The organism is Mesorhizobium sp. P2_D1, assembly GCF_056404455.1.
Genome location: NZ_JBFUDZ010000005.1, coordinates 109,555 through 135,015, shown reverse-complemented (window position 1 = coordinate 135,015; position 25,461 = coordinate 109,555). Strand labels below are relative to the sequence as shown.

25 protein-coding genes are annotated in these 25,461 nt (G+C 65.1%); 12 read left to right on the top strand and 13 right to left on the bottom strand.

All coding sequences use genetic code 11. From position 1 onward, the window contains the following. The first annotated feature begins 2 nt into the window (after positions 1 to 2). On the top strand, positions 3 to 905 hold the full coding sequence (locus AC1D0I_RS06920; protein ID WP_477393942.1) for a LysR family transcriptional regulator: 903 nt from the start codon (positions 3 to 5) through the stop codon (positions 903 to 905). Between the two features lie 73 nt (positions 906 to 978). Here AC1D0I_RS06920 and AC1D0I_RS06915 read toward each other — a convergent pair whose 3' ends face one another. From AC1D0I_RS06915 to AC1D0I_RS06880, 8 genes are all read right to left on the bottom strand, one after another. Continuing rightward, on the bottom strand, positions 979 to 2,148 hold the full coding sequence (locus AC1D0I_RS06915) for a substrate-binding protein (protein WP_477393940.1): 1,170 nt from the start codon (positions 2,146 to 2,148) through the stop codon (positions 979 to 981). An 80-nt stretch (positions 2,149 to 2,228) separates the two neighbouring features. Further along, positions 2,229 to 2,930: an ABC transporter ATP-binding protein gene (locus tag AC1D0I_RS06910; protein WP_477393938.1), complete on the bottom strand. Its 702-nt coding sequence runs from the start codon at positions 2,928 to 2,930 to the stop codon at positions 2,229 to 2,231. 2 nt (positions 2,931 to 2,932) lie between these two features. Beyond that, positions 2,933 to 3,637 (bottom strand): ATP-binding cassette domain-containing protein, encoded by a 705-nt coding sequence (locus tag AC1D0I_RS06905; RefSeq protein WP_477393936.1) that lies wholly within the window; start codon positions 3,635 to 3,637, stop codon positions 2,933 to 2,935. Further along, positions 3,634 to 4,620 (bottom strand): branched-chain amino acid ABC transporter permease, encoded by a 987-nt coding sequence (locus AC1D0I_RS06900; RefSeq protein WP_477393934.1) that lies wholly within the window; start codon positions 4,618 to 4,620, stop codon positions 3,634 to 3,636. Before AC1D0I_RS06900 ends, AC1D0I_RS06905 begins: the two co-directional genes overlap by 4 nt. Then, complete coding sequence (gene urtB, locus AC1D0I_RS06895) at positions 4,617 to 5,474, bottom strand: urea ABC transporter permease subunit UrtB (RefSeq protein ID WP_477393932.1); 858 nt, start codon at positions 5,472 to 5,474, stop codon at positions 4,617 to 4,619. Before urtB ends, AC1D0I_RS06900 begins: the two co-directional genes overlap by 4 nt. A gap of 4 nt (positions 5,475 to 5,478) precedes the next feature. Beyond that, on the bottom strand, positions 5,479 to 6,600 hold the full coding sequence (locus tag AC1D0I_RS06890; protein ID WP_477393930.1) for a class II histone deacetylase: 1,122 nt from the start codon (positions 6,598 to 6,600) through the stop codon (positions 5,479 to 5,481). Between the two features lie 83 nt (positions 6,601 to 6,683). Then, positions 6,684 to 9,398, bottom strand: coding sequence for a winged helix-turn-helix domain-containing protein (locus AC1D0I_RS06885; protein ID WP_477393928.1), 2,715 nt, complete (start codon positions 9,396 to 9,398; stop codon positions 6,684 to 6,686). Further along, entirely contained in the window at positions 9,398 to 10,066 is a 669-nt protein-coding gene (locus AC1D0I_RS06880; protein ID WP_477393926.1) for a GNAT family N-acetyltransferase, read from the bottom strand. Before AC1D0I_RS06880 ends, AC1D0I_RS06885 begins: the two co-directional genes overlap by 1 nt. Before the next feature lie 181 nt (positions 10,067 to 10,247). Here AC1D0I_RS06880 and AC1D0I_RS06875 point away from each other — a divergent pair, with 181 nt between their 5' ends. From AC1D0I_RS06875 to AC1D0I_RS06860, 4 genes are read left to right on the top strand one after another with little or no spacing between them, the layout of a single operon-like run. Next, the gene (locus AC1D0I_RS06875) at positions 10,248 to 11,549 is read left to right on the top strand and encodes an ArgE/DapE family deacylase (RefSeq protein WP_477393924.1); all 1,302 of its coding nucleotides are present in this window, start codon (positions 10,248 to 10,250) and stop codon (positions 11,547 to 11,549) included. Beyond that, complete coding sequence (locus tag AC1D0I_RS06870; RefSeq protein ID WP_477393922.1) at positions 11,546 to 12,604, top strand: phosphotransferase; 1,059 nt, start codon at positions 11,546 to 11,548, stop codon at positions 12,602 to 12,604. The genes AC1D0I_RS06875 and AC1D0I_RS06870 overlap by 4 nt, the downstream gene beginning before the upstream one ends. After that, a complete protein-coding gene (locus AC1D0I_RS06865; protein ID WP_477393920.1) occupies positions 12,605 to 13,921 on the top strand; it encodes an aspartate aminotransferase family protein in 1,317 nt (438 codons plus the stop codon). It abuts the gene before it with no gap. A gap of 16 nt (positions 13,922 to 13,937) precedes the next feature. Then, positions 13,938 to 14,594 carry a GntR family transcriptional regulator gene (locus AC1D0I_RS06860; protein ID WP_477393918.1) on the top strand — a complete coding sequence of 219 codons (657 nt, stop codon included), beginning with the start codon at positions 13,938 to 13,940 and terminating at the stop codon, positions 14,592 to 14,594. An 8-nt stretch (positions 14,595 to 14,602) separates the two neighbouring features. Here AC1D0I_RS06860 and AC1D0I_RS06855 read toward each other — a convergent pair whose 3' ends face one another. Genes AC1D0I_RS06855 through AC1D0I_RS06835 form a run of 5 tightly spaced genes read right to left on the bottom strand, consistent with a single transcriptional unit; the run spans position 14,603 to position 19,347 of the window. Continuing rightward, a complete protein-coding gene (locus AC1D0I_RS06855) occupies positions 14,603 to 15,907 on the bottom strand; it encodes an NAD(P)/FAD-dependent oxidoreductase (RefSeq protein WP_477393916.1) in 1,305 nt (434 codons plus the stop codon). After that, entirely contained in the window at positions 15,904 to 16,887 is a 984-nt protein-coding gene (locus AC1D0I_RS06850; RefSeq protein ID WP_477394032.1) for a branched-chain amino acid ABC transporter permease, read from the bottom strand. The genes AC1D0I_RS06855 and AC1D0I_RS06850 overlap by 4 nt, the downstream gene beginning before the upstream one ends. Further along, positions 16,884 to 17,792: a branched-chain amino acid ABC transporter permease gene (locus tag AC1D0I_RS06845; RefSeq protein ID WP_095080901.1), complete on the bottom strand. Its 909-nt coding sequence runs from the start codon at positions 17,790 to 17,792 to the stop codon at positions 16,884 to 16,886. The genes AC1D0I_RS06850 and AC1D0I_RS06845 overlap by 4 nt, the downstream gene beginning before the upstream one ends. After that, entirely contained in the window at positions 17,789 to 18,556 is a 768-nt protein-coding gene (locus AC1D0I_RS06840; RefSeq protein WP_477393914.1) for a branched-chain amino acid ABC transporter ATP-binding protein, read from the bottom strand. The genes AC1D0I_RS06845 and AC1D0I_RS06840 overlap by 4 nt, the downstream gene beginning before the upstream one ends. Continuing rightward, positions 18,553 to 19,347 (bottom strand): ABC transporter ATP-binding protein, encoded by a 795-nt coding sequence (locus tag AC1D0I_RS06835; RefSeq protein ID WP_477393912.1) that lies wholly within the window; start codon positions 19,345 to 19,347, stop codon positions 18,553 to 18,555. Before AC1D0I_RS06835 ends, AC1D0I_RS06840 begins: the two co-directional genes overlap by 4 nt. Positions 19,348 to 19,473: 126 nt before the next feature. Here AC1D0I_RS06835 and AC1D0I_RS06830 point away from each other — a divergent pair, with 126 nt between their 5' ends. The 7 genes from AC1D0I_RS06830 to AC1D0I_RS06800 all read left to right on the top strand — a co-directional run bounded on the left by AC1D0I_RS06830 (position 19,474) and on the right by AC1D0I_RS06800 (position 25,452). Continuing rightward, positions 19,474 to 20,208, top strand: a complete 735-nt coding sequence (locus tag AC1D0I_RS06830; protein ID WP_477393910.1) for a GntR family transcriptional regulator — start codon at positions 19,474 to 19,476, stop codon at positions 20,206 to 20,208. Continuing rightward, entirely contained in the window at positions 20,205 to 20,687 is a 483-nt protein-coding gene (locus AC1D0I_RS06825) for a DUF3830 family protein (RefSeq protein WP_477393908.1), read from the top strand. Before AC1D0I_RS06830 ends, AC1D0I_RS06825 begins: the two co-directional genes overlap by 4 nt. Next, complete coding sequence (locus AC1D0I_RS06820; RefSeq protein ID WP_477284029.1) at positions 20,688 to 21,041, top strand: TIGR04076 family protein; 354 nt, start codon at positions 20,688 to 20,690, stop codon at positions 21,039 to 21,041. Then, positions 21,038 to 22,093, top strand: coding sequence for an aldo/keto reductase (locus AC1D0I_RS06815; RefSeq protein ID WP_477393906.1), 1,056 nt, complete (start codon positions 21,038 to 21,040; stop codon positions 22,091 to 22,093). Before AC1D0I_RS06820 ends, AC1D0I_RS06815 begins: the two co-directional genes overlap by 4 nt. Further along, positions 22,090 to 22,518, top strand: a complete 429-nt coding sequence (locus tag AC1D0I_RS06810; protein WP_095080910.1) for a DUF4440 domain-containing protein — start codon at positions 22,090 to 22,092, stop codon at positions 22,516 to 22,518. The genes AC1D0I_RS06815 and AC1D0I_RS06810 overlap by 4 nt, the downstream gene beginning before the upstream one ends. Before the next feature lie 102 nt (positions 22,519 to 22,620). Then, the gene (locus tag AC1D0I_RS06805; protein WP_457150385.1) at positions 22,621 to 23,880 is read left to right on the top strand and encodes an ABC transporter substrate-binding protein; all 1,260 of its coding nucleotides are present in this window, start codon (positions 22,621 to 22,623) and stop codon (positions 23,878 to 23,880) included. A 162-nt stretch (positions 23,881 to 24,042) separates the two neighbouring features. Next, positions 24,043 to 25,452, top strand: a complete 1,410-nt coding sequence (locus AC1D0I_RS06800) for an FAD-binding oxidoreductase (RefSeq protein ID WP_477393904.1) — start codon at positions 24,043 to 24,045, stop codon at positions 25,450 to 25,452. Positions 25,453 to 25,461 lie beyond the last annotated feature (9 nt).

The following is a 25,461-nucleotide window of genomic DNA, read 5'->3' as shown; positions in this document are numbered from 1 at the left end:
ATATGGATCGGCTTGAGAGCATGGCCGTGTTCGTCAGGGCGGTCGACCTCGGATCGTTCGCGGCCGCGGCGGTCGCGCTCGATCTGTCTGGGCCGATGGTGGGCAAGCATGTCCGGTTTCTCGAGGAACGGCTGGGCGTGCGGCTGCTCAACCGGACCACGCGCCGGCAGAGCCTGACCGACTTCGGACGCGCCTATTATGAACGCTGCCGGGTCGTGCTGGCCGAGGCCGAAGCCGCCGATGCGCTCGCCGCCGACCAGTTCTCCGAACCGCGAGGCAAACTGCGCGTCACCATGCCGGCGCATTTCGGACGCCACTGTGTGACCCCCATACTGCTGCAACTGGCGCGGCAATATCCGATGCTGGAACTCGACCTGTCCCTCAGCGACCGCTTCGCCGACCTTGCCGAGGACGGCTTCGATCTCGCCATCCGCACCGGCGCCCTGGACGACAAGGCAGGGGTGATCGCGCGTCGTGTCGCGCGCCAGGGCATGGTCGTCTGCGCAGCGCCCGCCTATCTCCAACGCCACGCCGAACCGCGGCGGATCGAGGATCTCGCCGACCATCAGGCCATTGTCTACCGCCGGCTCGGCCAGGTCGTTCAGCCGTGGCTGTTCGTGCGCGAGGGGCAAGCCGCACAGGAGCTCATACCGGCCGGCCGGCTGCGGCTCGACGATCTCGATGCCATCGCCGATGCCGCTGCCGAAGGCATGGGCCTGGCCTGGTTGCCCTATTGGCTGGCGCGCGAGCGCATTCAGGCCGGCGCGCTGGTGGCGCTGCTGTCGGATCAGCCGCGATATCTCTACGACTGTCACGCGCTTTGGCTGCAGACGCCGCATCTGCCGCTGAAGGTACGACTGGCCGTCGATGCACTGGCGGCTGCTTTGCCGAAATCGATGGCCTGATCGCAGGCGTCGCCGTCGGACGTCCGTGCGGCTCAGGCCACCTTGCGGTGCCTGAACCGCGCGGCTTTTTTCGTTACAGTTTGCAGTAAGGCGTCACCGGCGCGATGACGCCGAAATCCTTGACGATCTCATAGCCGATGCCATCTGCCGCCGCCTTGCCGACATAGGAATGGCAGAGCGTGTGGTTGTTGGTGGCGTCGACGCGGATCTTGCCTTGCGGTGCGTCGAACTCGATCGATGGCAATGCCGCCAGCACATCGTCGTCCTTCAGCGATCCGGCCTTCTCGGCGGCCAGCGCGTAGAGATGCAGCCCATTGTAGCCGGCCTCGCCGATGCCGTTGACCATCTTCTCCTGGCCGAACTTTTCGCGGAAGCTCGAGATGAACTTCTTGTTGACCGGATTGTCGAGCGCCATCCAGTAGGGCTGCGGCGCGTAGGTTCCGGCGGCCACGCCGGGCGGCAGCGCGTCCTTGTTGAAGACCTCGTCGAGCGGCGCGATCAGCGGCTGCTTGATGTCGAAGCTGCGATACTGCTTGAGCTGGGTGACGGCGTCGTTGCCGACCACCATCGACCAGACGACATCGGGCTTCAGCGACTTGATCTTCTGGAACGCCGGACCGAAATCCGTGGTGCCGAACGGATAGTAGTCGGCGCCGATGATCTTGCCGCCGGCCTTCTCGTAGGCCGCCGTGATCGCCTCGGTCATCTTTTGCGGCCAGGCATAGTCGGAGGCCATGACATAGATCGTCTTGCCGAGGTTCTCGGCCACCCAGGGCATCATCGGGTCGACTTGCTGCATCGGGATAGGGCCGGTGGCGACGAAGTAGCGGTTGCATTCGCCGCCTTCGAAGTTGGTCGGGTAGAAGAACAGCTTCTTGGCTTTCGAGGTTACGGACAGCGTCGCACTACGCTCGGGCGAGATGATCGTGCCCATGATCACGTCGACCTTGTCTTCGTTGAGGAGCTTGCGTGCCTTGTCGATCGCGCCCTTGGTCGTGGTCTGGTTGTCCTCGATGAACAATTCGACCTGGCGGCCGCCAATGCCATTGGCGGCATTGAGTTCGGCAGCCGCCAGCTTGTAGCAATTGAGCAGCGTTTCGCCGAGGATCGCCTGTAATCCGGTGATCGGAATCGATAGGCCGACCTTGACGGTGTCGGCGGCGCGCAGGATCGACGGCGCGCCGACCATGGCGAAGGCGGCCGCGGCGCCGCCCGATTTCAGAACAGTTCTTCTGCTTATCATTTTTGTGTTCCCTTCCAGTCCAGGCGCGCCCCATGCACGCCTTACAAAGCCAACAAATCCCGGGCGGGCTTTAAGCGCGCCTATAGAGCCAACAGATCCTTGAGCAGTGTCTCGTCAGCGAACGTCTCCGGCGTGCCTTCATGCACGATCCTGCCTTTTTCCATCACCAGGCAGCGGTCCGCCGCCTTGAGAACGAGATCGAGATTCTGCTCGACAAGAACGATCGCGATGCCGCGCTCGCGCGCGATGCGTGGCACCAGCTCGGCGATCGACTGCACGATGTTCGGCTGGATGCCTTCCGAGGGTTCGTCGAGCAGCAGCACCGATGGCAGGCCGCACAGCGCGCGGCCGATCGCCAGCATCTGCTGCTGGCCACCCGAGAGCGTGCCGGCAACCTGCGCTTCGCGTTCACGCAGGATCGGGAAATAGCCGAAGATATCGGCCGGAATGCCGCCGTCGCCGCGCCCCTTGGCGGCGCGTGTGCCGACGTCCAGGTTTTGCCGCACGGTCAGCTGGTTGAAGATGCCGCGTCCCTGCGGAACATGCGCGATGCCGGCCCGCGCGCGGCGGAAGGCCGGCGCATTGGTGAGGTCCTGGTCGCCGAGAAGCATGGCGCCGCCGCTCGCCCGCAAGGCTCCGGCGATGACGCGCAGCAGCGTCGTCTTGCCGGCGCCGTTGCGGCCGAGCAGGCCGACGACCTCGCCCGGCGCGACGCTGAGGTCGATGCCGTTCAGCACCGGGAGCAAGCCGTAGCCGGCCGAGATCGCCATTGTCCGCAGCATCGTCAGCGCCTCCCCAGATAGACGTCGCGGACCATCTCGTCGGTCTCGATGTCATGGAAAGGACCGCTGCGCAGCCGGCGCCCCTGATGCAGCACCAGCGTTTCGCAGTTCAGCGCTCGCACGAAGCGGATGTCATGTTCGACCGCGACGATCGAGAATTCGCCCTTGAGCCGCAGCAGCATCTCGGCCGTCGCCAGCGTCTCCTGCGGCGTCATGCCGGCTGTCGGCTCGTCGAGCAGCAGCAGCCTTGGCTCGATCGCCAGCGCCATGCCGATCTCCAGCCATTGCTTCTGGCCGTGCGCGAGTTCGCCGGCCAGCGTGGCGGCACGATTGCCGAGCGCGACCAGTTCCAGCAATTCAGCGACCGGGCGGACAGGTAAGGGCGCCCCCCACCGCGCGACCTTCAGATTGTCCTCAACCGACAGGCTGGGGAAGACCGACGGGATCTGAAACTTGCGGGCGATGCCGAGCCGGGCGATGCGGTGCAGCGGCAGGCCGGCGATATCGCGGCCGAGGAAGCGCACACTGCCGCTGGTCGGGCGCAGCGTACCGGTCAGCACGTTGAGGAAGGTGCTCTTGCCGGCGCCATTCGGCCCGATGATGCAGCAAAGCTCCTTGTCGCGCACGGTGAGATCAAGCGCTTCCAGCGCCTGCAGGCCGCCAAAGCGGATGCCGACATTTTCGGCCTGGAGCAGGACATCGCTCATTGCGCGCGCCTCCGGCCTTTGAACAAGACTTTCAGCCGCGCGTAGATCGACAGGATGCCGTCCGGCAAGATGAAGACGATGACGACGAAGACACAGCCAAGCAGCAGCGGCCACAGGCTCGGGTTGAAGCTGCTGATCGTCTGTTGCGCCCGCTGGATGAAGATGGCGCCGAGCACCGGACCAAGCAGGGTGCCGCGCCCGCCGACCGCCACCCAGACGATGACTTCCGTCGACAAAAGCAGCCCCGAAAGGTCCGGCGCCACCAGCCCCGCCATGCAGACATAAAGGGCGCCGGCAAGTCCGGCGATGGCCGCCGACAGGACGAAGGTGACGAGCAGCCGCAAGGGCGCGTTGTGGCCAAGCGCGGCCGCCCTGACTTCATTGTCCTGGATGGCGGTGAGCACCGTGCCCCAGCGCCCGCGGCTGATCGACCACAGCGCCAGCACGGCCACCGCCACGATGGCCGCGACGAAGATGTAGGAGGGCAGGTCCTGGCTGAGATCGACATGCAGCCCGCCTATATCGAACTCGATCGGCGGGATGCCGATCAAACCGCTGTCGCCGCCGGTGACCGAGCTCCAGGAGACCGCGGCCTGCTGGCAGATGACGCCCATGGCCAGCGTGACGATGGTGAAATAGCTGCCACGGATGCCGCCGAAGAACAGGAAATAGCCGATGATGGCGGCGACGAAGGCCGCGCCGGCCACCGCGCCCATGATGCCAAGCAGGCTGGCGAAGGGGATCGCGTCGTTGAGCGTGACCAGCGCCATGATGTAGCCGCCAATGCCGAAAAAGGCGGCGTGGCCGAAACACAGAATGCCGGTGCGACCCCAGAAGAAGTCGAGGCTCGCCGCGAACAGGCCGAAGATCAGTGCGTCGCGGATCACCGTCAGCTGATAGCCATCGGCAATGAGCGGATAGATGATGGCGAGCGCCACGCAGGCGGCGAAGATCAGCAGCCAGTTGCGATCCCCAGCCATCATCGCGATGCCCCGTTGAACAGGCCGTTGGGCCGCAGCCGCACGGCGACGATGGCCGCGAGCAGCACGATCGCTTGCGCCAGCGATGGCGATATCTGGTAGTTCAGGACACTCGTCAGGCCGCCGACGAAGACGCTGCCGGCGACAAGGCCGCCGATCGAACCGACGCCGCCGACGATGACGACGAAGAAGGCGTTGGCGAGATAGTTCACTCCCATCTGCGGCAGCACGATCGCCAGCGGCGCGACCAGTCCGCCGGCGAGCCCGGCGATGGCCGCGCCGAAGGTGAAGGCGATGGCATAGGTGCGCCGCGTGTTGATGCCAACGCCCTCGGCCATCTCGCGGTTCTGGATGACGGTGCGGATGTCGAGGCCGAACGATGTCCGGCTGATCAGCAGGACGACTCCAAGCAGCGTCAGCGCGGCAATAGTGATCAGGATCAGCCGGTAGGCCGGATAGACGGTGAAGAAGAGATCGAGCGTGCCTTCGATCGGCGGCGTCACCGGCTTGGCGCCGAGACCGAAGGTCAGTTCCAGCCCTTGTTGCAGGATCAGGCTGACGCCCCAGGTGGCGAGCACGGTGGAGACCGGCCGCGAATAGAGATGGCGGATGATGGCGAACTCGAGGATGCAGCCGACAACCGCGCCGGCGATCGGTGCGGCGGCCAGCCCCAGCCAGAACGAACCGCCGATGCTCTGGACGAAATAGACCGCGAAGGCGCCGACGGTGACGAACTCGCCATGCGCGAGGTTGGTCACGTTCATCAGGCCGAAACTGATCGCCAGGCCGAGCCCGACCAGCATCAGGATGCTGATCAGCGTCAGTGCATTGAGGAGCGTGGTGACGACAAAATCCATCGCGTCAGGCCGCACTGGCGAGGCGTTGGCGCAGGCCGGCAAGCAGTCCTTCGGCGGTATCGATCACTTCAGCCTGATGCGGCTGCAATTCCTGGCCTGCCCATTCGTCGATATGGTCCGACAGCGGGTCGACCACTTCGGTGCGATGGTTGGCCAGCGTCTCGATGACGGCATGGCCGCAGAACGGTACATAGCCTTCCGAATAGCCGCCTTCATGGCTCATCATCAGGCGTCCGTTCGATGTCTCGGCGGCCAGCGCCACCATGCGTGCGGCAAGGCGCCGGAAGCACTCGCTGTTGAGCATCATGCGGCCGAGCGGGTCGAAACCCGATGCGTCGAAGCCGGAAGCGACGATGACGAGGTCCGGCTTGTAGGCGCGCAGGGCAGGGGCGATGACGCGGTCGAAGGTCGATTCATAGGCGCCGGTGCCGCTGCCCGCCGGCAGCGGAATGTTGATGTTGTAGCCTTCGCCGGCATCCTTGCCGTTGTCGGCCAGTGCACCGCGCCCGGTCGGATAGAGATTGTCCTGGTGCACGGAAATGGTCAGCACCGATGGGTCGGAATAGAACACCGTCTCTGTGCCGTTGCCGTGATGCACGTCCCAGTCGACCACCGCTGCGCGGCCAAGCAGCCCTTCATGCTGCAGCCGGCGCACGGACACGCCGATGTTGGAGAACAGGCAGTTGCCCAACGCCTGGTCGGGCTCGGCATGGTGCCCTGGCGGCCGCGCCAGCGCATAGGCATTGTCGACCCGGCCGGTCAGCACRGCGCGCATGGCGGCATAGGTGGTACCGGCCGACAGCAGGGCGATGTCAAAACTGTTGAGGCCGATCGGCGCCTGCGGCCCGGCAAAGCCGGAACCCCGTTCGCTGAGCATGCGGATATCGTCGACGTGGCGTTGGGTGTGCACGCGCAGCAGATCCTCGACCGAAACCGGCTCGGGAATGATCGGCACAAGGTGGCGCGACAGGCCGCTGACCTGGATCAAATTGTTCAGCCGACGCTTTGAGCCGGGCGATTCCAGATGCCGGCCGGGTTCCACGAAACGGCCGGGAGGCATCATGTCGGCGCTGGAGCCGGTGTCATGCCACATCAGCTGTTCGTGAAAAACGTAACCTGTCGCCATCCGCAACGTCCTCTAAAAACCGGGTGACGCTAACAGGCTTGCGGTGGCATGGCCCGACCCGAAAGAGGGGTTGTGCCCGCTATCTATGCCCCTCCTTTCGGAGGGGTTTGAAGGTTTGTCGACCCTTGCGCGGCGCGCACGGCCTGGACCCGGTTGCTCACCGCCAGCTTGCCGAAAATGTTCTTCAGATGCCACTTCACCGTGGTTTCGCTGACCGACAGCGCGACCGCGATATCGCGGTTGGACATGCCCTCCGTCAGGCAGCGCAGCAACTCGGCCTCGCGCTGGGTGAGGTGTTCCTTCTCTACGGCTGGCGGGGCCGGCCTGCGCGTCGCCACAGGCATCGTCTGCGCGGCATCGATGATACGCGTGGCATAGGCTGAGAGTGCCGGATCGGTCTTTGCCTGGGCCGCACGCAGCCGCATCAACCCTTCGACAACGGGCCTTCCCTCATCGATGAAGGAGCGGATGAAGCCAGAGGGGTGGGCAAGGCGCAGCGCTTCGAGCAGATACCGATCGGCCTCGCGTTGGTCCTGGCCGGCGCTTTTGGCGCGCTGGATCAGCGCCAGGATATGGCGGCGCATGCGCCCGCCGCTTTTCGTGCGCTCCAACAGCGCGTCGAAGACCCGCGCCGCATCGACATAGGATTTCTCCGCGGTCAGCAGGCGGCCCTCGGCGAAGAACTCGAATTCATTGGCGACGGTGGGAGTGGTTTCGGCCCGTCCATGGCGATGCTCGTTCAGCAGGGCGCGCGCCTCGGCGCCGCGGTTCTGGTCGAGCAGCAGCCTGACGCGATCATGGACAAGCACCGAAGCGAGACGACGATACACGGAGCCGCGCACACGCAGGTAGACCCGCTCCAGCATATCGAGTGCGGCCTCCGCGCGGCCGGTCAGCTGCAGCACGCGGGCATAGGTCGGAACGCTGGCGAGCGGATAGACGATGACCGCCGCTCCCTCGATCAGCGGCCCGAGATTCTCGACCAAGGTCAGCGCTTCGCTCGACGCATTGGTCTCATAGGCAAGTTCGGCAAGCAGCGTGCCCGCCAGCGCTTCGGCATAGGAATTCGGACCGATCCGCGCCCTGGCTTCGGCGATTGCATCGCGCAGCAGCCGTTCGGCTGCGGGCAGGCGGCCGGCCGAGCGTTCGATGACGGCCATGTAGCAATTGGCGATGGTGACGCCGAGCAGGCTGCCGCTTCGCTCATGCGCCTTGCGCGCCGCGTCCACCGCCGAGCGCGCACCGTCGAGGTCGCCCAGCGCATAGAGATTGTAGCCGATGACATTGGCCGTCGCGCCTTCCATGAACCAGGCGTCGGGCGCAATGACGCGCAGGGCCGCCAGTGCGGTGTCGCGCGCCTGCTCGAACTGCTCCAGTGTGCTGTGGACGGCGGCGGCGAGCACCACCAGTTCCGCATCGATCGTGGTGCCGGTCAACGTGCCGGGATCCTTGCCGTCGGCCGGCCCGGTCTCGACCAGCWTGCGCGCATTACTCAGCGTCTGTTGGGCAAGTTCAGGTTGGCTGCTGTGCACCGCCAGCCACAGCACGACAAGCTGCAGCCGGATGCGCTGGTCGATCAGCTTTTTGGGCAACAGCGCCAGCAATTGGCGCACATAGAGAAGCTGGCACTGGGCGATGAGGTCGAGCGCGTTGTTCTCGACGAACACCGCCGCGCGGGCCTGGTCGCCGGCGGCGAGCGCGTGGCCGATCGCCTCGGTCAGCATCTTGCGTTCGCCGAACCATTCGGCGGCCGCCAAATGCAGCGGCGCGATCATCTCCGGTTCGCGTCGTTCCATCTCGCGGCTGAGGAAGTCGCGGAACAGATGATGATAGCGGAACCAGCGCCGCTCCTCGTCGAGCGGCACCAGGAACAGGTTGCGCGTCTCGATCTCGGTGATCGCCGCCTCGGCATCCGCCGCCCGCATCACCGCCCGGCAGGCCTCGGCGCTGAAGCGTTCGAAGATAGAGCTGTAGAGCAGGAACTTCGCGATAGAAGGCGGCAGTTCGAGAAACACTTCCCCCATCAGGAAATCAGCGACGTTGCGGTTGGCGCCGGTGAAATTGCCGATGACGGTTTCGGGCGCATGCGCGGCACTGAGCGATAGCGAGGCGAGCTGCAGGCCGGCGGCCCATCCTTCGGTGCGCGAACACAAGGTCTCCACAGTGCCGCTGCTGACGCTCAAACCGAGCTTCTCGTTGAAGAAGGCCTCGGCTTCGGAGGAGGCGAAGCGCAAATCGTCGGGGCCAATTTCGCAGACATCGCCCAGCACTCTGAGCTTGCCGAGTTGCAGGTCGGGCAGGCTGCGCGAGCCGATGACGAAGGCGACATTGGCCGGCGCCTGTCGGGTCAAACGCTCCATGAACCGCTTCACCGCCGGCGCCTCGATGGCGTGATAGTCGTCGAAGAACAAGGTGATGTCGGCCTCGCGCGCCGCCAATCCCGCCACCAGCGCGGCGAGCACGACGTCAAGCTGCGGGATCGGGCTCGACTGGAAGGCAAGGTCGAGCTCCGCCGGGCTCTGTACGAGGTGGCGCAGCCCGCCCACCAGATGCGACAGGAAGGCACCCTCATCATTGTCTGATGCCTCGCAGGATAGCCACGCAGTCAGCCGGCCGAGTCGCGCCGCTTCCGCAGCCCATTGCGCCATCGTCGTCGACTTGCCGAAGCCGGCCGGCGCGGCGAACAGCACGATGCGCGTGTCGATGTGACGCTTCAGCGTCGACAGGATGGTCTCGCGACGGACCCATCGCCGGTGATGCGGCGACGCGTGCGGGGTGGGTTGCGGAGCTGTTCTCATCAGGCTCGCGCAACCTGTCGGTTCTCCGGACTGCGGGTGCTCCACTCCGCTTCGATCAGCGGAATCTGCGGCGCGGCATTGCGCGGCAAGGTGCCCTTTATCCGGGGATCGTCGACGATCTCAAAACCGGACGCGAACGGCACAAATCCACAGGCACCGTAGAAGCCTATCACGCTGGGATGATCGAAGCTGCTTGTATGCAGCCAGACACGGCTTGGTTTCAGGCGCCATGCCTGCTCGAGCGCGCCGGCCATAAGGCGTTTGCCGAAACCGCGGCCGGTCAGGGACGGGAACAGGCCGAAATAGGTGATCTCGATCTCGTTGCTGTCGGCGACGAAGAATTCGACCATGCCGAGATGCACGCCGCTTTCATCATGGCCGTAGTAGAGATGCTGGCGCGGATCGGCGAAGTGCTCCGTTACCTCGGTGTCGGACATTTCAGACACGCGGTCCCACAGCCAGGGGGCGCCGATCTCGAGGAAGATCGCCCGATAGGACGCGCAGTCGGGCGTCGTGATCCGGGTCATGGCCAAGGGTTGCGCGAGGTCGGGCTGCGGCGCGCGCGCCTCCATCCACGTCACCGCATTGGCGAGCTTGCCCGCCGGCAGGCGCCGGTAGCCAATGGCGAGATCGGTGATTTCGGCCGGCATCGTGTCTTCGGGGATCAACGCATTCCTCTTCATCCCTGCCCGATAGCAGTATCGGCTTACGACCGCTGATGCCAACACCCGCGAATGGTCTGACAAGAGCGCCTAGGCCTGGATCGGATTTTTTGGCGGCACTGCCTCTTGCATTTCATGAGAATGGAATATGAGATATGATACACCATCCAAATGAAAGTGAAATACAATGCCTGAGCGGATTGCGGACGAGGCCATTCTCAGCGCGGTCGACGACGGCTTCGCGCGACAGGTCGCGTTCCTGGCCGATCTCGTACGCTTTCCCTCCCAACGCGGCGAGGAGCATGCCGCGCAATCTTTCATGGCGGCCACCTATGAGGCCGACGGCTATGCGGTCGACATGTGGCGCGTCGATGTCGAAGCGATTCGCGACCTGCCGGGTTTTTCACCCGTGGCGGTTTCTTATGACGATGCCTTCAGTGTCGTTGCCACCCATACGCCGAGAAACGCGACCGGTCGCTCGCTGATCCTCAACGGCCATATCGATGTCGTGCCGACGGGACCACTCGACCGCTGGGCGCGCGATCCCTACGATCCGGCGATCGAGGACGGCTGGATGCATGGCCGCGGCGCCGGTGATATGAAGGCTGGCCTGTCCGCCTGTCTTTACGCGCTGACCGCATTGCGCAGCCTCGGCTATCAACCGGCCGCGAAATTGTTCCTGCAGTCGGTCGTCGAGGAGGAGTGCACCGGCAATGGCGCGCTCGCCTGCCTGCAGCGCGGCTACCGGGCCGATGCCGCCTTCATCCCCGAGCCGTTGGAGCCGAGGCTGATGCGGGCGCAGGTCGGGCCGATCTGGTTCAGGGTCGAGGTCGACGGCGATCCGCAGCACGCGTCGGGCGCTTTTTCGGCCGGCGCCAATGCCATCGAAAAGGCATTCGTGATCATCCAGGCGCTGAAGAAGCTCGAAATCGTCTGGAATGCGCGCAAGGTCGATGACCCGCATTTTTGCGACCATCCGCACCCGATCCGCTTCAATCTCGGCAAGATCGAAGGCGGCGAATGGACGTCGAGCGTTCCGGCCCGCTGTGTTTTCGAGATGCGGGTCGCGACCTATCCCGGCCAGAAGCTCGAGGATGCCAGAGCAGAGCTTGAGGCATGCATCGCCGATGCGGCCCGCGCCGATCCGTTCCTGGCCAACCGCCCGCCCAAGATGAGCTACAACGGCTTCATGGCCGAGGGCTATGTGCTGCAAGGGGCCGACGAGATGGAAGCCGTGCTGCGCCGCAGCCATACCGCTGTCTGGGGCGAGCCGCTTACGGAACATGTCACCTCGGCGACCACCGATGCGCGCTTCTTTGGCCTCTATGCCGACACGCCGGCGATCGTCTACGGCCCGATCTGCCGCATGCCGCACGGCTATGACGAAGCCGTCGACCTGGACTCGGTGCGCAAGGTCACCCAGACCATCGCGCTGTTCATCGCCGACTGGTGCGGCCTTGAGCCCGTCGATCCAGAGGCCGGGCCATGAACGCGGCAATGCCCGATGCCTTCGGGGACACACTGGCCGAGGACGCGCCCTACGTTTCGACGGCCGACGCGCTTGCCATCCTGCGCCGGCACTACGGCCTTGCCGGCACCGCGCGTCCGTTGCCTGGTGAACGCGACCACAATTTCCACATCCAGACGGACGGTGACGGCGAGTTTGTTCTGAAAATCTCCCATCCGGCGGAAGAAGCGGGCTTCACCGACTTCCAGAACAAGGCACTCGATCACATCCTTGCGGTCGACCCGACCTTGCCGGTTCCCTCTGTGTGCAAAAGCCTGCAAGGAGAGGCGCAATTCACGGTCAGCGTCGGTGGATCGGCGCCACGCATCGTCCGGCTGGTCACCTATCTGCCCGGCCAGTTGCTGTCGCGGTCGCCTGCATCACCGGCGCAAGATCGCAATCTCGGCATCTTCCTTGCCCGCCTTGGCCGCGCGCTGCGCGGCTTCTTCCATCCGGCCGCCGGCAGCGACTTGCTCTGGGATATCCGCAAGGTGGCCAAGACGCGGCCGATGCTGGTGCATATCGCCGACGCTGGTCGGCGGGCTATGGTCGAGCGTGCGATCGATGCCTTCGAGGAGCATGCGGCGCCGGTTATCCCGAAACTGCGCGCCCAGATCGTCCACAACGACATGAACTCCTACAATGTGGTGATGGACGCATCGCGACAGGAGATCGTGAGCGGCATCCTCGACTTTGGCGACATGATCCACTCGCCGCTGATCTGCGATCTCGCCATCGGCGCCGTCTATCGCTGGCCGGCGGAAGGTCATCCGCTGGTGCCGGCCGCGCGCTTTGTCGCCGGCTACCGGTCGGTGCAACCGCTCGAGGCCGAAGAGCTGGGCATCCTTTTCGATCTGATCCGGGCTCGGCTTGCGCTCATCGCCAACATCGCCAGCTGGCAGGCCGAGCGCTTCCCGGCCAAGCGCGACTATGTCTTGCGCCTCGCCACCGAGGTCTGGGCTTCGCTCGAACGGCTGGACGGCCTGTCGCCCGCTGATGCCCGTCGCTATTTTCTCGACCATTCCAATCCGGAGTAGATGCCCGTGTCCCAGTCCTTGCCTGCCAATGCCTCTGCCGATGCCGGCGCTTCGGCACAAGAGCGCGCCCTGCTCGAGCGACGCGCCAGGCTGCTTGGCCCAACCTACCGCGCCTTCTACCGCAACCCGATCCATCTCGTGCGCGGCAGCGGCGTCTGGCTCTACGATGCCCAGGGTCGAAAATTCCTCGATGCCTACAACAATGTCGCTTCGGTCGGCCACTGCCACCCGCGTGTCGTCGAGGCCCTGTCGGGGCAGGCCGCGACGCTCAACACGCACACACGCTATCTCAGCGAGATCATCCTTGATTACGCCGAGAAATTGCTCGGCACCTGTCCGCCCCATCTCGGCCATGCCATGTTCACCTGCACCGGCAGCGAGGCCAACGACCTTGCCATCCGCATCGCCCAGCATTCCAGCGGCGGCACCGGCGTGATCATCACCGACTTCGCCTACCACGGCGCGACGATCGCGACCGCACAATTGTCGCCGGCCGCGGTCGGCGTGAAAGCGGTGCCCCCGCAGCACCGCACTGTCGCAGCGCCGGACACGTTCCGCGATCATGGCCGCGCCGCGCGCGATTTCGCGAAAAACGTCGCCGCCGCCATCGAGGACATGCGCGCGCGCAATGTCCGTCCCGCGGCAATGCTTCTGGACTCGGCGTTTTCCAGCGACGGCATCTTCTTTCCCGATGCGGCCGTGATGCGCGAGGCGGCAAGCCTCGTCAAAAAAGCCGGCGGCATCGTCATTGCCGATGAGGTCCAGTCCGGCTTCGGCCGGCTCGGCCAGGGCATGTGGGGCTTCGCCAATTATGGCATCGAGCCAGATATCGTCACGATGGGCAAGCCGATCGGCGACGGGCATCCGATGGGCGCGGTGATGGTACGGCCGCAGCTTGTTGCCTCCTTCGGCTCGAACACCGGTTACTTCAACACCTTCGGCGGCAACCCGGTCGCGGCCGCCGTCGGCATAGCCGTTCTCGAGGTGATTGAGGGCGAGGGGCTGATCGAGAATGCACGCATGGTCGGCGCCTATACGGCTGATCTGCTGGGCTCACTGAAGGGCCGGCACGGCATGGTCGCAGACGTCAGGCACAACGGCCTTTATTTCGGTGTCGAGTTGACGGCGGAGGGCGACGAGGCCTTGGCCGCCAGCAAGACATCGGCAGTCGTCGAGGCCATGCGCGAGGACGGCGTGCTGATCTCCTCCTGCGGTCCGCGCGGCAATGTGCTCAAGATCAGGCCGCCGCTGCCCTTTGCCAGGGACAATGCCGAGCAACTGGCCGAGACGCTCGACCGCGCACTGTCGAACTGGTGACCGGAGCGGGCCGCGCATGCTGAAGCTTGAACATCAAACCCTGAACGACCGTGCCTATGGCGCGCTCAAGCAGGAGTTGATTTCCGGCGGCTTCAGCCCGGGCCAGACACTGGTCATCCGCAAGCTCGCCGAGACGTTCGGCATATCGACCACGCCAATCCGCGAGGCGCTGCAAAGGCTGGTCGCCGAACGGCTGCTCGAGATGCAGAACAACCGCTCGGTTATCGTGCCCTTGCTGTCCGCCCCCGCCTTCGAGGAACTGACGCGCATCCGCATCGCCGTCGAGGGTCTGGCGGGCGAGATGGCCGCATCGCGGATGACCGAAAGCGGGCTGGTCGATATCAACGCTACGCTCGCCGGCATGCAGCACGCCATCGAGGCGGGCGACGCCAGGGCCTATCTAACGCTGAACGAGGCCTTTCACTTCGCCATTTACCAGCATGCCGGCGCGCCGATCCTGTTGAATATGATCCGCGACCTCTGGGGGAGGGTCGGGCCGTATCTCAAGCTGCTGATGCAGGCTGATCGCTACGTTCCGCAGTCGAACGACGCGCACCGCAAGATCGTCGCCGCGCTGGAGCAGCGCAGCGGGCCCGCCGTCCGGACCTTTATTGAACAAGACATCGCCATGGCAGCCGCTGTTCTGTCGGCAAACCTTGACGCGGCCAGGTGACGGTCCGCCTATCTCGTTTCGTCCAACCGGTCGCGCAGCATGCTCCAGCCGAGCAGCATGTTGGGTGCGTGCCGCAACAAGCCATGGAACGGGATCGGCGCCGGCAGCGCAAACGGCAGCGGCAGATCACGGGCATCGGTTCCAGTCGCCCAGTCGGCCAGCACCTTGCCCATCGCCGTCGTCATGGCAATGCCCCGCCCGTTGCAGGCGCGACCGGCAATGAGCCCCGGCCCGAGGTCCATGAGGTGCGGCAGGAAGTCCGGCTCGACCGCGGCCGTACCCGACCAGCTATAGGCAAGGGGCGGCAGGTCAGGCAATTCAAGATGCCTGGCGAGCCGTCGCCAGATCGTCTGCGGCACGCGCGCATCGGCTCCGGCGCCAAGGATATGCATGCCGCCGCTGATCAGCCGGTTCTCGGCGTCGAAGCGGAAGGTGAAGAGATTGCGCCTGGTGTCGCCGACGCCTTGCCCGTCGGGCAGGAGACGCGTCCGAATTTCGCGGGGCAGCGGCACGGTGGCGATCTGGAAAACCTTGAGCGGAAAATAGGTTCGTTGCAGCAACGGATTGAGCGCCCCACCATAGGCGTTGGTGGCGATCAGCACCTTGCCGGCGCGTACCGAGCCCTCTGGCGTTTTCAACACCCAGCAATCCGTCGTGCGATCGACCGCGGTGACGCGCGTATGCTCGAAGATGCGCGCGCCGGCCTTCTCGGCCGCATCGGCCAGCCCACGTGCGTAGTCCACCGGATTGAGCACGCCGCCCGAACGATCCATCCAGCCGCCGACATAGCCGCGCGCGCCGGTCAGCGCTTCGACGCTCTGCCGGTCCAAGGCAACGGCAGGGCGGCCGCGCTGCGCCCATTGCCCGGCGCGGGATTTGACCTTCTCGAACGCGGCGGGGGAATGCGCTGGCTGGATCCATCCGCTCTGCACCGCGTCGCAGTCGATGCCGTGCCGGCGGATCAGGCCAAAGACCAGGTCGGCGCTGCCGGCGGCAAAATCGATCAGCCGTTCACCACGCTCGGGGCCGAGATGGCCGATGATGTTGTCCGGGTCCATTTTGGCAAAGTTCGGCACGACGAAACCGGCATTCCTGCCGGTCGCGCCCCAGGCGATGATTTCGGCTTCGAGAACGGCGACCGACAGACCTTTCCCGGCGGCGTGTACCGCGGTCGAGAGGCCGGAAAAGCCACCGCCGACGATGGCGAGGTCGACATCGAGCCCGCCTTGCAGCGCCGGCCGGCCGCGACGATTGCGGTTGACGGCATGCCAGACCGAAACGTCGTGCGCTTCCTGCCGGACCGCGGCATTCATGACCCGGAACTGCTCTTGCCGGCGACCATCTTCGCGCGCTTGCCGAACCGTGGCCGCCGCGGTCTGTCGCCGAACAGTCCGTTCGGCCGGATCAGCAGGATGACGCAGAGCATGACACCGATGGCGGCGATCTGCAGCGCGGCGGCGCGGGCCTGCTGTTCGGGCGGAAACAGCACGCTGGTCAACGTGCCCGATCCAGCCCATATCGCCCAGACCAGGATGCTGCCGATGACGGCGCCGACATTGCTGCCCGAGCCGCCGACGATCAGCATCACCCAGACCTGGAAGGTCAGGATCGGCAGGTAATTGTCCGGTGCGATGAAGCCGGTGAAATGCGCCTGCAGCGCGCCGGCCAGCGCCATGATGGCGCCGCCAACGGCAAAGGCCTGGACGCGATAGAAGCGTGCGCTCTTGCCCAGCGAGATCGCCGCCCTTTCGTCCTCTCGTAGCGCCTTCAGCACCCGGCCCCACGGGCTGCGCGACAGGTGCTCCAGGGCGAGATAGGCGACGAGCGTCACTGCCGAGACTACGGCAAGGTTGGACAGGTTGAACAGCAGCGGTGTCTCGGCGAGGCTGCCGAAGGGACGCGGGATGAAGCCGATGCCGAACGGGCCGCCGGTCAATCCCTGCGCGTTGAGCGCGACCAACTGCACGACGACGGCGACGCCGAACGTGGTGATCGCCAGATAGTCGGATCTCAGCCGCAGCGTGGCCATGCCGGTAAGTGCCGCGGCGATGCCGCCGACGGCCATGGCGCCGAGCCAACCGACAAGGATCGGCAGGCCGAAGCCGCCGAGCCGCGCGGCATCGTCAGGTGTGGTCAGCAGCGCCGAGGTGTAGGCGCCGATGGCGACGAAGCCGGCGAGGCCGACATTGAACAGCCCGGTCAGCCCCCATTGCAGGTTGAGCCCCAGCGTGACCAGCGAAAAGATCAGCGCGGTGGTCAGGAAGAAGGCGCCGTAGCCGAGCAGATCCATCAGCGTTCCCTCACACCGAACAGGCCGATTGGTCGCACGAACAGCACCGCCATCAGGATGATGAAGGAGACGGCGGCGCGCCATTCGGCGCCGATCAGCTGCACCGCGCCGGCTTCGGCGAGCCCAATGATCAGGCCGCCGAGCACGGCGCCGGGAATGCTGCCGATGCCACCGAGAATGGCGGCGGCGAACATGGGCAGCAGCATGTCGAAGCCCATGAACGGGCGGATCTGTACCAGAATGCCGATCATCACGCCGGCGACACAGGCCAGCGCGCCGCCGATGATCCAAGTCACACGCACCACGCTGGCGACATCGATGCCGACGATGCGGGCCAGTGCCGCATTCTGGCTGAGCGCCTGCATTGAGCGGCCGGTCTGCGTGCGCGTCATCAACAGATGCACGCCGAGCACCAGCACGGCGGTCAGCAGCAAGAGAGCAATCTGGTCGGGCGTGATGCGAATGCCGAAGCCGACCGGCATGGCGATCTGGATCGCCCGGCTGAAATAGGTCGGCCGCGAGGTGAAGGTGAATTCGAGCAGGCTTCTGAGCGCCATCGAGGCGCCGAAGCTCGCCATCACCACGATGATCGCCTGGCCTTGCGATCGCAGCCGCGCAAACAAAACCTTGTCGAGCAGCAGCGCCAGCAAAGCGGTGAAGGCCATGCCGATGATCAGTGCGACGATCAGCGGCCAGCCGAAGGACAGCGGTCCGATCGGCGCCACCTTGCCGAATGTCGCGCCGATGGCGCTGACGACGGCCAGCGTCGCATAGGTGCCCCAGGCCATGAAGTCGCCATGGGCGAAGTTCGAAAAGCGCAGGATCGAATAGGTGAGCGTCACGCCAATGGCGCCAAGGCCGATCATCGAGCCGGTCAAAAGCCCGTCGACGATGAATTGCAGGCTCATGCCGCGCCTCCTTTCCCGGCGAGCGGCGTTTTCTCTGCCTTGAGGGGGCGCTGGCCAAGATAGAGTTCGGCGACGACCGGGTCGTTCCACAGTTCGGAAGCAATGCCTTCGTGGCGGTCTTTGCCTTCGACCAGCACGTAGGCGCGGTCGCCGATGGCCAGTGCTGCCTTGGCGTTCTGTTCGACCAAAAGGATGGTGACACCGGACTTGCGGATGCCGGCCAGCATCTCGAACACCATCGACACGAATTTCGGCGACAGGCCGGCCGACGGCTCATCGAGCACCAGCACCTTGGGGTGGACGACCAGCGCCCGCGCGACGGCGAGCATCTGCCGTTGCCCACCCGAGAGATTGCCGGCGGCGGTCCGCCGCTGGCGGACGAGGTCGGGGAAGGCTGCATACATTTCGTCGATGCGGGCAGGGATTTCGCGCCGCTCGAGAATGCCGCAGGCGACCTTCAGATTGTCCTCGACCGACATCAGCGGGAAGATGTTTTCGGTCTGCGGCACGAAGGCCAAGCCAAGCCGTACCATGGTGTGCGCCGGTGCGGCGGTTATGTCTTTGCCGTCCAGAAACACCGTGCCGCCGGTGATCGGGACAAGGCCGGCGATCGCCTTGATGAAGCTCGACTTGCCGGCGCCATTGGGGCCGAGCACGACGACGATCTCGCCCTTGCTAACGGTGATCGAGGCGCCGCGCACGATCGGCACGCCGGGCTCGTAGCCAGCCTCGAGATTGCGGACATCGAGGACCGTCTCGCTCATGCCGCGCCTCCGAGATAAGCCTCGATGACGCGCGGGTCGCTGGCGACCTCTTCCGCCGTGCCTTCGCTTAGCAACTGGCCGCTCGCCATGACGAGGACGCGATGGCAGAGCCGCGTCACCATGTCGATGTTGTGCTCGATCAGCAGGAAGGTGATGCCGCGCGCGTTGATATCGCGGATGCGGTCGATGATGACTTCGAGCAGCGTTGCGTTGACGCCGGCCGCCGGCTCGTCGAGCAGGATGATCGCCGGATCGGCCATCATGACGCGGGCGAGTTCGAGCAGCTTGCGCTGACCGCCGGACAACACGCGCGCCGGTTCATGCGCGAGGTGGGTGAGGGTGACCAGATCCAGCAGTTCGAGCGCCTTGGTCCTTGCGGCTTTCTCCTGCGCCACCACCCGCCATGGCGTGACGAAGTTGGCAAGCAGCTTTTCGCCGGCCTGACCCTGCGCCGCCAGCATGATGTTTTCGATCAGCGTCAGATTGGGCAACGGGCGCGGGATCTGGAAGGTGCGGCCAAGGCCGCGACCGATGCGCAGATGCGCGGCTTCGCCCGAAACGCGCGTGCCGTTGAGCAGGATATCGCCGCTGGTCGGGAGGATGCTGCCGGCAAGCAGATCGAACATCGTCGTCTTGCCGGCGCCATTCGGCCCGATGAGGCCGAGGATTTCTCCCGCCCTGACATCAAACGAGACATCGTTGACGGCGACGAGGCCGCCGAACCGCCTGACGACGTTCCTGGCGGTCAGAACCGGCGCGCGGGTCCCCTGCTGTTCCACTGCCTCGCTCATCAAACCCTCTGGCCGAAGACGATCGCTGCCGCCGCTGATTTTTGATTTGTGATCACACTTGCTTTGATCACGCTATTCGGCTTTAATTTCGTCCGCAAGCCGAAAACCGGCCGAGAACGGAATTCCATGCAAAAGGCTGCCATCGAAAAGAACAACGAGGCCATCGCGGCCCAGCTGGCGCCGGTCGGCCGCGAGACCGTGCAGGATCGCGTCTATTCGGAATTGCGCCGCGCCCTGATCGGCGGCCTGTTCGAGCCAAGCCAGGTGCTGACCATCCGTGGTCTGGCCGACGCGCTGGTCACCTCGACCATGCCGGTGCGCGAGGCGCTCGGCCGGTTGATCACCGAAAAGGCCCTGGAGGCGCTGCCCAACCGTTCGGTGAGGGTGCCGCCGATCACGCTGGAACGCCTCGACGATCTCTTGCGTGCCCGCATCCTGATCGAGGGCGAGGCCATCGCGCTGGCCGCCGCCCGCATGGGGCCGCGCCAGATCGCCACCATCGAGACCATTCTCGGCGAATGGGACGAGATGCGGGCTCTGAAACACAAGAAGGATGTCGATCGCGAAGTGACGCTCAACCAGAGCTTTCATTTCGAGATCTATCGCTCCTGCGGCTCGGCCGTGCTGATCCCGATGATCGAAAGCCTGTGGCTGCAATCTGGCCCCTGCATTCGTGTCGCCATCTACGCCTTCTCGGAAGCCGGCGAGGTCGACACCGCCCAGTATCACCGCCGCATCGTCACGGCACTGGCCACCCAGGATGCACAAGCCGCGCGCGAGTCGCTGGCCGCCGACATCAGCCGGCCCTTCACCTTCCTGCGCAGCAAGCTGCAATCCGCCGCCGCGAGAGACCAGACATGACCGCCATCAGGATCACCGAGCCACGCTCGCAGCTTTCCGTGACGGCGCTGTTGCTGCCGCAGAAAGCGCCGGAAAACGCTGCTTTCCTCAAGGCATATCTCGGCACGTCACGTGTCGTCCCGGGCATCCATGCGATGTGGACGGGGCCCGAAATCTCATGCCCGGTTCCCGCTGCCGATCTCGAGGGCCAGCCCTATGCCAGGCCTCTGCCGGCCGAGAACGCGACGCTGACGCCGCAGCCGGGCGACATCGTGCTGTCCTATGTGCCGCCGCGCATGTGGGGCGGCAATCCCAATGCGATCTTCGACATCGGGCTCTACTATGGGCAGGGCGCGCGCCTGCTGTTCCCAATCGGCTGGCTCGCCGGCAGCGTGGTGGCGCAAGTGCGCGCCGAAGAGCGCGATCGGTTCGCCGCCGCTTGCGGCGTCATCCGCCGCAATGGTGCCTGCGACGTCACCTTCAGCCTGGTGGAGGGCTAAATGGCCGACGACAGTTTCGAGCTCTTCGATCTTCGCGTCGAGGCGGTCATCCCGGAGGGCAAGCCGATCTATTGCGGCGCCAAGGCCGGCGACTATTTCGAGCTCAAGGGCGAGATGCTGTCGATGCCGGCTGGCCAGGGCTTTTCGATCTATTCGATATCGGCCGTGTTGCCGTTGCTGGCCGCCAAGCAGCGCCCGACCCACCCGAACGACTGGATGACCTCGGACGCCGAGATCGCCTGTCCCGATCCCAATTGCGCCAGTCGGCTGAGGATCGTCAGGGTGGCCAAGCGGCGGTTCAGCCATGCCGAGACCACGGCCGTGCCGCTGCGGAAGCGGGGAGACGACAAATGAGTACCCAGACCTTCGAACTCGGCTCCGGCTACACCATCTCGCGCGTCATCCGCGGCGGCTGGCAACTGGCCGGTGGCCACGGCGCCATCGACCGCCAGCAGGCGGTGACCGATCTGATCGCCACCTTCGATGCCGGCATCTGGACCTATGATTGCGCCGACATCTACACCGGCGTCGAGGAGCTGATCGGCGCGGCGCGCCTGCGGCTGGCCAGCGAGCGCGGCCTCGACGTCGCCACCAGGATGAAGGTGCACACCAAGCTGGTGCCCGACCTCGAACGGCTGGCCGGCATCAGCCGCGACTACATCAGGCGTATCGTCGACCAGTCGCTGCGGCGGCTGAAGACCGAGCGGCTCGATCTCGTGCAGTTCCACTGGTGGGACTATGCGCAGCCGCGTTATGTCGAGGCGATGGGCTGGCTCAACGAGCTTCGGCTTGAGGGCAAGGTGCGCAATCTCGGCACCACGAATTTCGACACGCCGCGGCTGGCCGAAATCCTCGCCGCCGGCATCCCGCTGGTCAGCCAGCAGCTGCAATATTCCGTACTCGACCAGCGGCCGGGCAACAGCCTTGCCGCACTCGCCGCGAAAAACGGCGTCAGCTTCCTCTGCTATGGCTCCGTTGCCGGCGGCTTCCTCAGTAACAAATGGCTAGGCGTGGCCGAACCGGCCACGCCGCTCGAAAACCGCTCGCTGGTCAAATACAAGCTGATCATCGATGACTTTGGCGGTTGGGACCTGTTCCAGCAGTTGCTTCAGGCGCTGAAGGCAGTCGGCGACCGCCACGGCGTCGACATCGCCACCATCGCCAGCGCCTGGGTGCTGGAGCAGCCGCACGTGGCGGCCGTCATCGTCGGCGCTCGCAACCAGGCACATGCGCTTGCCAACGCCGGCATCATGGACATCACGCTCGATGCCGAGGACCGGGCGCGGATTGCCGCCGTCATCGTGCAAGGCGCCGGCCTCGAGGGTGATGTCTACACGCTGGAGCGCGACCGCCACGGCCGCCACGGTTCAATCATGCATTACAACCTCAATGCGGGGAAGCAATGAGCGGCGAGCCCTCCCTGTTTTCACGCGCCAGCGCCGAGATCGTCGACCTGCATCGCTTTTTCGTTGACTGGTTCGTTGCGGCGCGCGCCAATAAGGCGGACTTCAGCCGCTTCGAGCGCGTCATGGGCGACGGCTTCGCCATGGTCGCGCCGGACGGCCAGATTCTCGATCGCGACGCGGTCGTCGGCCATGTCCGCACCAGCCGCGCCACGTGTGATGACGGCTTCGCCATTTCGATCGAGGACATCCGTCCGGGCTGGCAGGATGCCGAGACGATTGTCGTTTTCTACGTTGAGGCGCAACTGCGCGGTGGCAAGCACAGCCGCCGCCAGTCGAGCGCCGTCTTCACCACCAGTTCATCGGCGCCCAACGGCGTCCTATGGCGACATCTGCATGAAACCTGGCTGCAGGTGCCGGAACGCTGAACAGGAGCATCGGACATAGAGTGCGAAGCGGTTTTTGGGTTAATCCGATGTGCAGACAAAGAGACAAGTAATCCAGTTCGTGTAGCTCAAAGGGGAACAACAATGAGAAAGACGATACTTCAACTCACCACCGCGCTCGCCCTCGTAACGATGGCCGGTGCTGCGCAAGCGGCTGATTGCAAGATCACCGTCGGCCTCGTCATGGAACTGACCGGCCCGGCCGGCGAATATGGTCAGGCCGGCGCCAAATCGGTCGAGATGGCCTTCCGCGACATCAATGCTGCCGGCGGCGTGCGCGGCTGCGACCTGGCGACCGACACGCGCGACAGCCAGAGCCAGGGCAACATCGCGGTCGACGCCGCCACCCAACTGGTTCAGGTCAAGAAAGTGCCGGTCATCATCGGCGGCATCATCTCGTCGGTGTCGATCCCGATCCTGACCTCGGTCACGGCACCGGCCAAGATCGTCCAGGTGTCGCCGGCGTCGTCGTCGCCGACGCTGACGGCGCTCGGCCGCGACGGCAAGACCAATGGCATCTTCTTCCGCACCATCACCTCGGATGCGCTGCAGGGCGTCGCCGCCGCCAAATACGCGGTCGACAAGGGCTTCAAGAAGCTGTCGATCATCCATGTCAACAACGACTTCGGCGTCAACATGGTGGCCGAGTTCTCGCGCGCCTACAAAGCGCTCGGCGGCACCATCGTTTCCGACACGCCCTACAACGAAAAGCAGTCGAGCTATGCATCCGAAGTGACGGCGGCGATGGCCGGCGAGCCGGACGGGCTCTATCTCGTCAGCACGCCGGTCGACGGCGCGACGGTTGCCCGCACCTGGATTTCGCAGGGTGGCGTGCAGAAGTTCCTGCTGAATGACGGCATGAACAGCCCTGACTTCATCGAGTCCGTCGGCGCCGACTATCTGAAGGACGCCTATGGTACGTCGTCCGGTACCAGCCCGACGGCCTCCACCGACTATTTCACGAAGAACTACAAGGAATTTTCCGGCATCGAGCCGTCCAATCCGGCGGCCGACCGTTCCTACGATGCGGGCGCCATTGTCGGCCTCGCTATCGCGATTGCCGGCTCCGAGGATCCGGCCAAGATCAAGGACGCGATGTACAAGGCGGTCGACCCGGCCGGCACGCCGATCTTTGCCGGCAAGGATGAATTCGCCAAGGCGCTCGGCCTGATCAAGGACGGCAAGCCGATCCGCTACGAAGGCGTCATCGGTCCCGTCGCCTTCGACAAATATGGCGACATCACCGGCCCCTTCCGGCTCTGGAAGATCGTCGACGGCAAGGTGACGACCGACGGCGAAATGACCACCGACGACGTCAACGCGCTGCAAGCCAAACTTCAGTAAGACAGCTTCTCGCCCGGCGTCGATCCGATCTCATCGCGATCGACGCCGGACGGTCAGTCTGTCTCGCACATAAATGGCCGTGAGAACCATCTCGTTTGCACGGACAAGGGTTTGACCGGCAGGCGATCACGAATAGGATTGGCCCATCAACAGGATTGGCCAATGTCGCCTGAAACTGAAAAACTTCTATCTGCTCTCGGCGACCGGCTGGGCGCGGGCGGTGTGCTCGCCGGCTCCGACGTGGACCAACGCTATCGCGACGATCCCGATCGCAAGCTTGGCGCTCTCCCCGAAGCGGTGCTGCGCCCGCGCGACACCCAGGGTGTCGCGGCAGCACTCGCCGCATGCAACGATCTCGGCCAGCCAGTTGTCGTGCAGGGCGGACGCACCGGGCTGACGGGCGCCGCGCGCGTGCAGGCGGGTGAAATCGTGCTGTCGCTGGAGCGCATGACGGGTCTCGATGCGCCGGATCGCCAGTCCGCCAGCATCGTCGCCGAGGCCGGCGCAACGCTGCAGGCGGTGCAGGAGGCGGCCGACGGCGCCGGTCTGATGTTCGGCGTCGATATCGGCGCGCGTGGTTCTGCGACAGTTGGCGGCAATGTCGCCACCAATGCCGGTGGCATCCGCGTGCTGCGCTACGGCATGTACCGAGCGCAGGTTCTGGGGCTGGAGGCGGTGCTTGCCGATGGCAGCGTGCTGACCTCGCTGAAAGGCCTGCCCAAGGACAATTCCGGTTACGACCTCGGCCAGCTCTTCATCGGCACGGAGGGGACGCTTGGCGTCGTCGCACGCGCGGCGCTCAGGCTGCATCCGAAGCCGGTGTCCGAGGTAAACGCCTTCTGCGCACTCCCATCGCTTGATGCGRCGATCGCCCTGCTTGGGCTGCTGCGGCAAAGGCTCGGCCCGCTGTTGTCCGCCTATGAGGTCAACTTCGCGCCGCTCTATGACGCGATGGTCGCCAGCATGGACATGCCGGCGCCGCTGCCGGCGGGTTCGCCAGTCTATGTGCTGGCCGAGATCCAGGGCAGCGAGCCCGAACGCGACGGCGAGCGCTTCGCCGAGGTCTTGATGCAAGCGGTCGAGGACGGCGTGGTCGACGATGTGGTCGTCTCGCAGTCGCCGCGCGAAGTCCGCGCGCTGTGGGCCGTGCGCGAGGACGCCAATCGCGTCCTGTTTTCGATCAAAGGCCTTGTCGGCGTCGACATCAGCATCCCGCTGGCGCGGATGGGTATTTTCCTGCGGGAAGCGGACGCTGCCATCCATGCCATGGATCCCGGCGCCGACATCTATGTCTTCGGCCATCTCGGTGACGGCAATCTGCACTACCAGGTCCGCACGATGGATCCGGCGGCGGCATACGATATCGTCTATCGCGGCGTGGCGGCAGCGGGAGGCGGCGTTTCGGCCGAGCATGGCATCGGCCTCGACAAGAAGAGGTGGCTGCATCTGGTCCGCAGCGATGCCGAGATCGCCACGATGCGGCGGCTGAAGACAGCTCTCGACCCCAGAAACATCCTCAATCCGGGGCGGGTCTTCGACCTGGTCCCGTCTGCCTTAGCGGCCGGCCTGTAGTCAACGTGG

What these genes read in the sequence shown, in the direction of transcription:
- AC1D0I_RS06920 (WP_477393942.1), top strand. Translation starts at nt 3, where the DNA reads ATGGATCGGCTTGAGAGCATGGCCGTGTTCGTCAGGGCGGTCGACCTC.
- AC1D0I_RS06915 (WP_477393940.1), bottom strand. Translation starts at nt 2,148, where the DNA reads ATGATAAGCAGAAGAACTGTTCTGAAATCGGGCGGCGCCGCGGCCGCC.
- AC1D0I_RS06910 (WP_477393938.1), bottom strand. Translation starts at nt 2,930, where the DNA reads ATGCTGCGGACAATGGCGATCTCGGCCGGCTACGGCTTGCTCCCGGTG.
- AC1D0I_RS06905 (WP_477393936.1), bottom strand. Translation starts at nt 3,637, where the DNA reads ATGAGCGATGTCCTGCTCCAGGCCGAAAATGTCGGCATCCGCTTTGGC.
- AC1D0I_RS06900 (WP_477393934.1), bottom strand. Translation starts at nt 4,620, where the DNA reads ATGATGGCTGGGGATCGCAACTGGCTGCTGATCTTCGCCGCCTGCGTG.
- urtB (WP_477393932.1), bottom strand. Translation starts at nt 5,474, where the DNA reads ATGGATTTTGTCGTCACCACGCTCCTCAATGCACTGACGCTGATCAGC.
- AC1D0I_RS06875 (WP_477393924.1), top strand. Translation starts at nt 10,248, where the DNA reads ATGCCTGAGCGGATTGCGGACGAGGCCATTCTCAGCGCGGTCGACGAC.
- AC1D0I_RS06870 (WP_477393922.1), top strand. Translation starts at nt 11,546, where the DNA reads ATGAACGCGGCAATGCCCGATGCCTTCGGGGACACACTGGCCGAGGAC.
- AC1D0I_RS06865 (WP_477393920.1), top strand. Translation starts at nt 12,605, where the DNA reads ATGCCCGTGTCCCAGTCCTTGCCTGCCAATGCCTCTGCCGATGCCGGC.
- AC1D0I_RS06860 (WP_477393918.1), top strand. Translation starts at nt 13,938, where the DNA reads ATGCTGAAGCTTGAACATCAAACCCTGAACGACCGTGCCTATGGCGCG.
- AC1D0I_RS06855 (WP_477393916.1), bottom strand. Translation starts at nt 15,907, where the DNA reads ATGAATGCCGCGGTCCGGCAGGAAGCGCACGACGTTTCGGTCTGGCAT.
- AC1D0I_RS06845 (WP_095080901.1), bottom strand. Translation starts at nt 17,792, where the DNA reads ATGAGCCTGCAATTCATCGTCGACGGGCTTTTGACCGGCTCGATGATC.
- AC1D0I_RS06840 (WP_477393914.1), bottom strand. Translation starts at nt 18,556, where the DNA reads ATGAGCGAGACGGTCCTCGATGTCCGCAATCTCGAGGCTGGCTACGAG.
- AC1D0I_RS06835 (WP_477393912.1), bottom strand. Translation starts at nt 19,347, where the DNA reads ATGAGCGAGGCAGTGGAACAGCAGGGGACCCGCGCGCCGGTTCTGACC.
- AC1D0I_RS06830 (WP_477393910.1), top strand. Translation starts at nt 19,474, where the DNA reads ATGCAAAAGGCTGCCATCGAAAAGAACAACGAGGCCATCGCGGCCCAG.
- AC1D0I_RS06825 (WP_477393908.1), top strand. Translation starts at nt 20,205, where the DNA reads ATGACCGCCATCAGGATCACCGAGCCACGCTCGCAGCTTTCCGTGACG.
- AC1D0I_RS06820 (WP_477284029.1), top strand. Translation starts at nt 20,688, where the DNA reads ATGGCCGACGACAGTTTCGAGCTCTTCGATCTTCGCGTCGAGGCGGTC.
- AC1D0I_RS06815 (WP_477393906.1), top strand. Translation starts at nt 21,038, where the DNA reads ATGAGTACCCAGACCTTCGAACTCGGCTCCGGCTACACCATCTCGCGC.
- AC1D0I_RS06810 (WP_095080910.1), top strand. Translation starts at nt 22,090, where the DNA reads ATGAGCGGCGAGCCCTCCCTGTTTTCACGCGCCAGCGCCGAGATCGTC.
- AC1D0I_RS06805 (WP_457150385.1), top strand. Translation starts at nt 22,621, where the DNA reads ATGAGAAAGACGATACTTCAACTCACCACCGCGCTCGCCCTCGTAACG.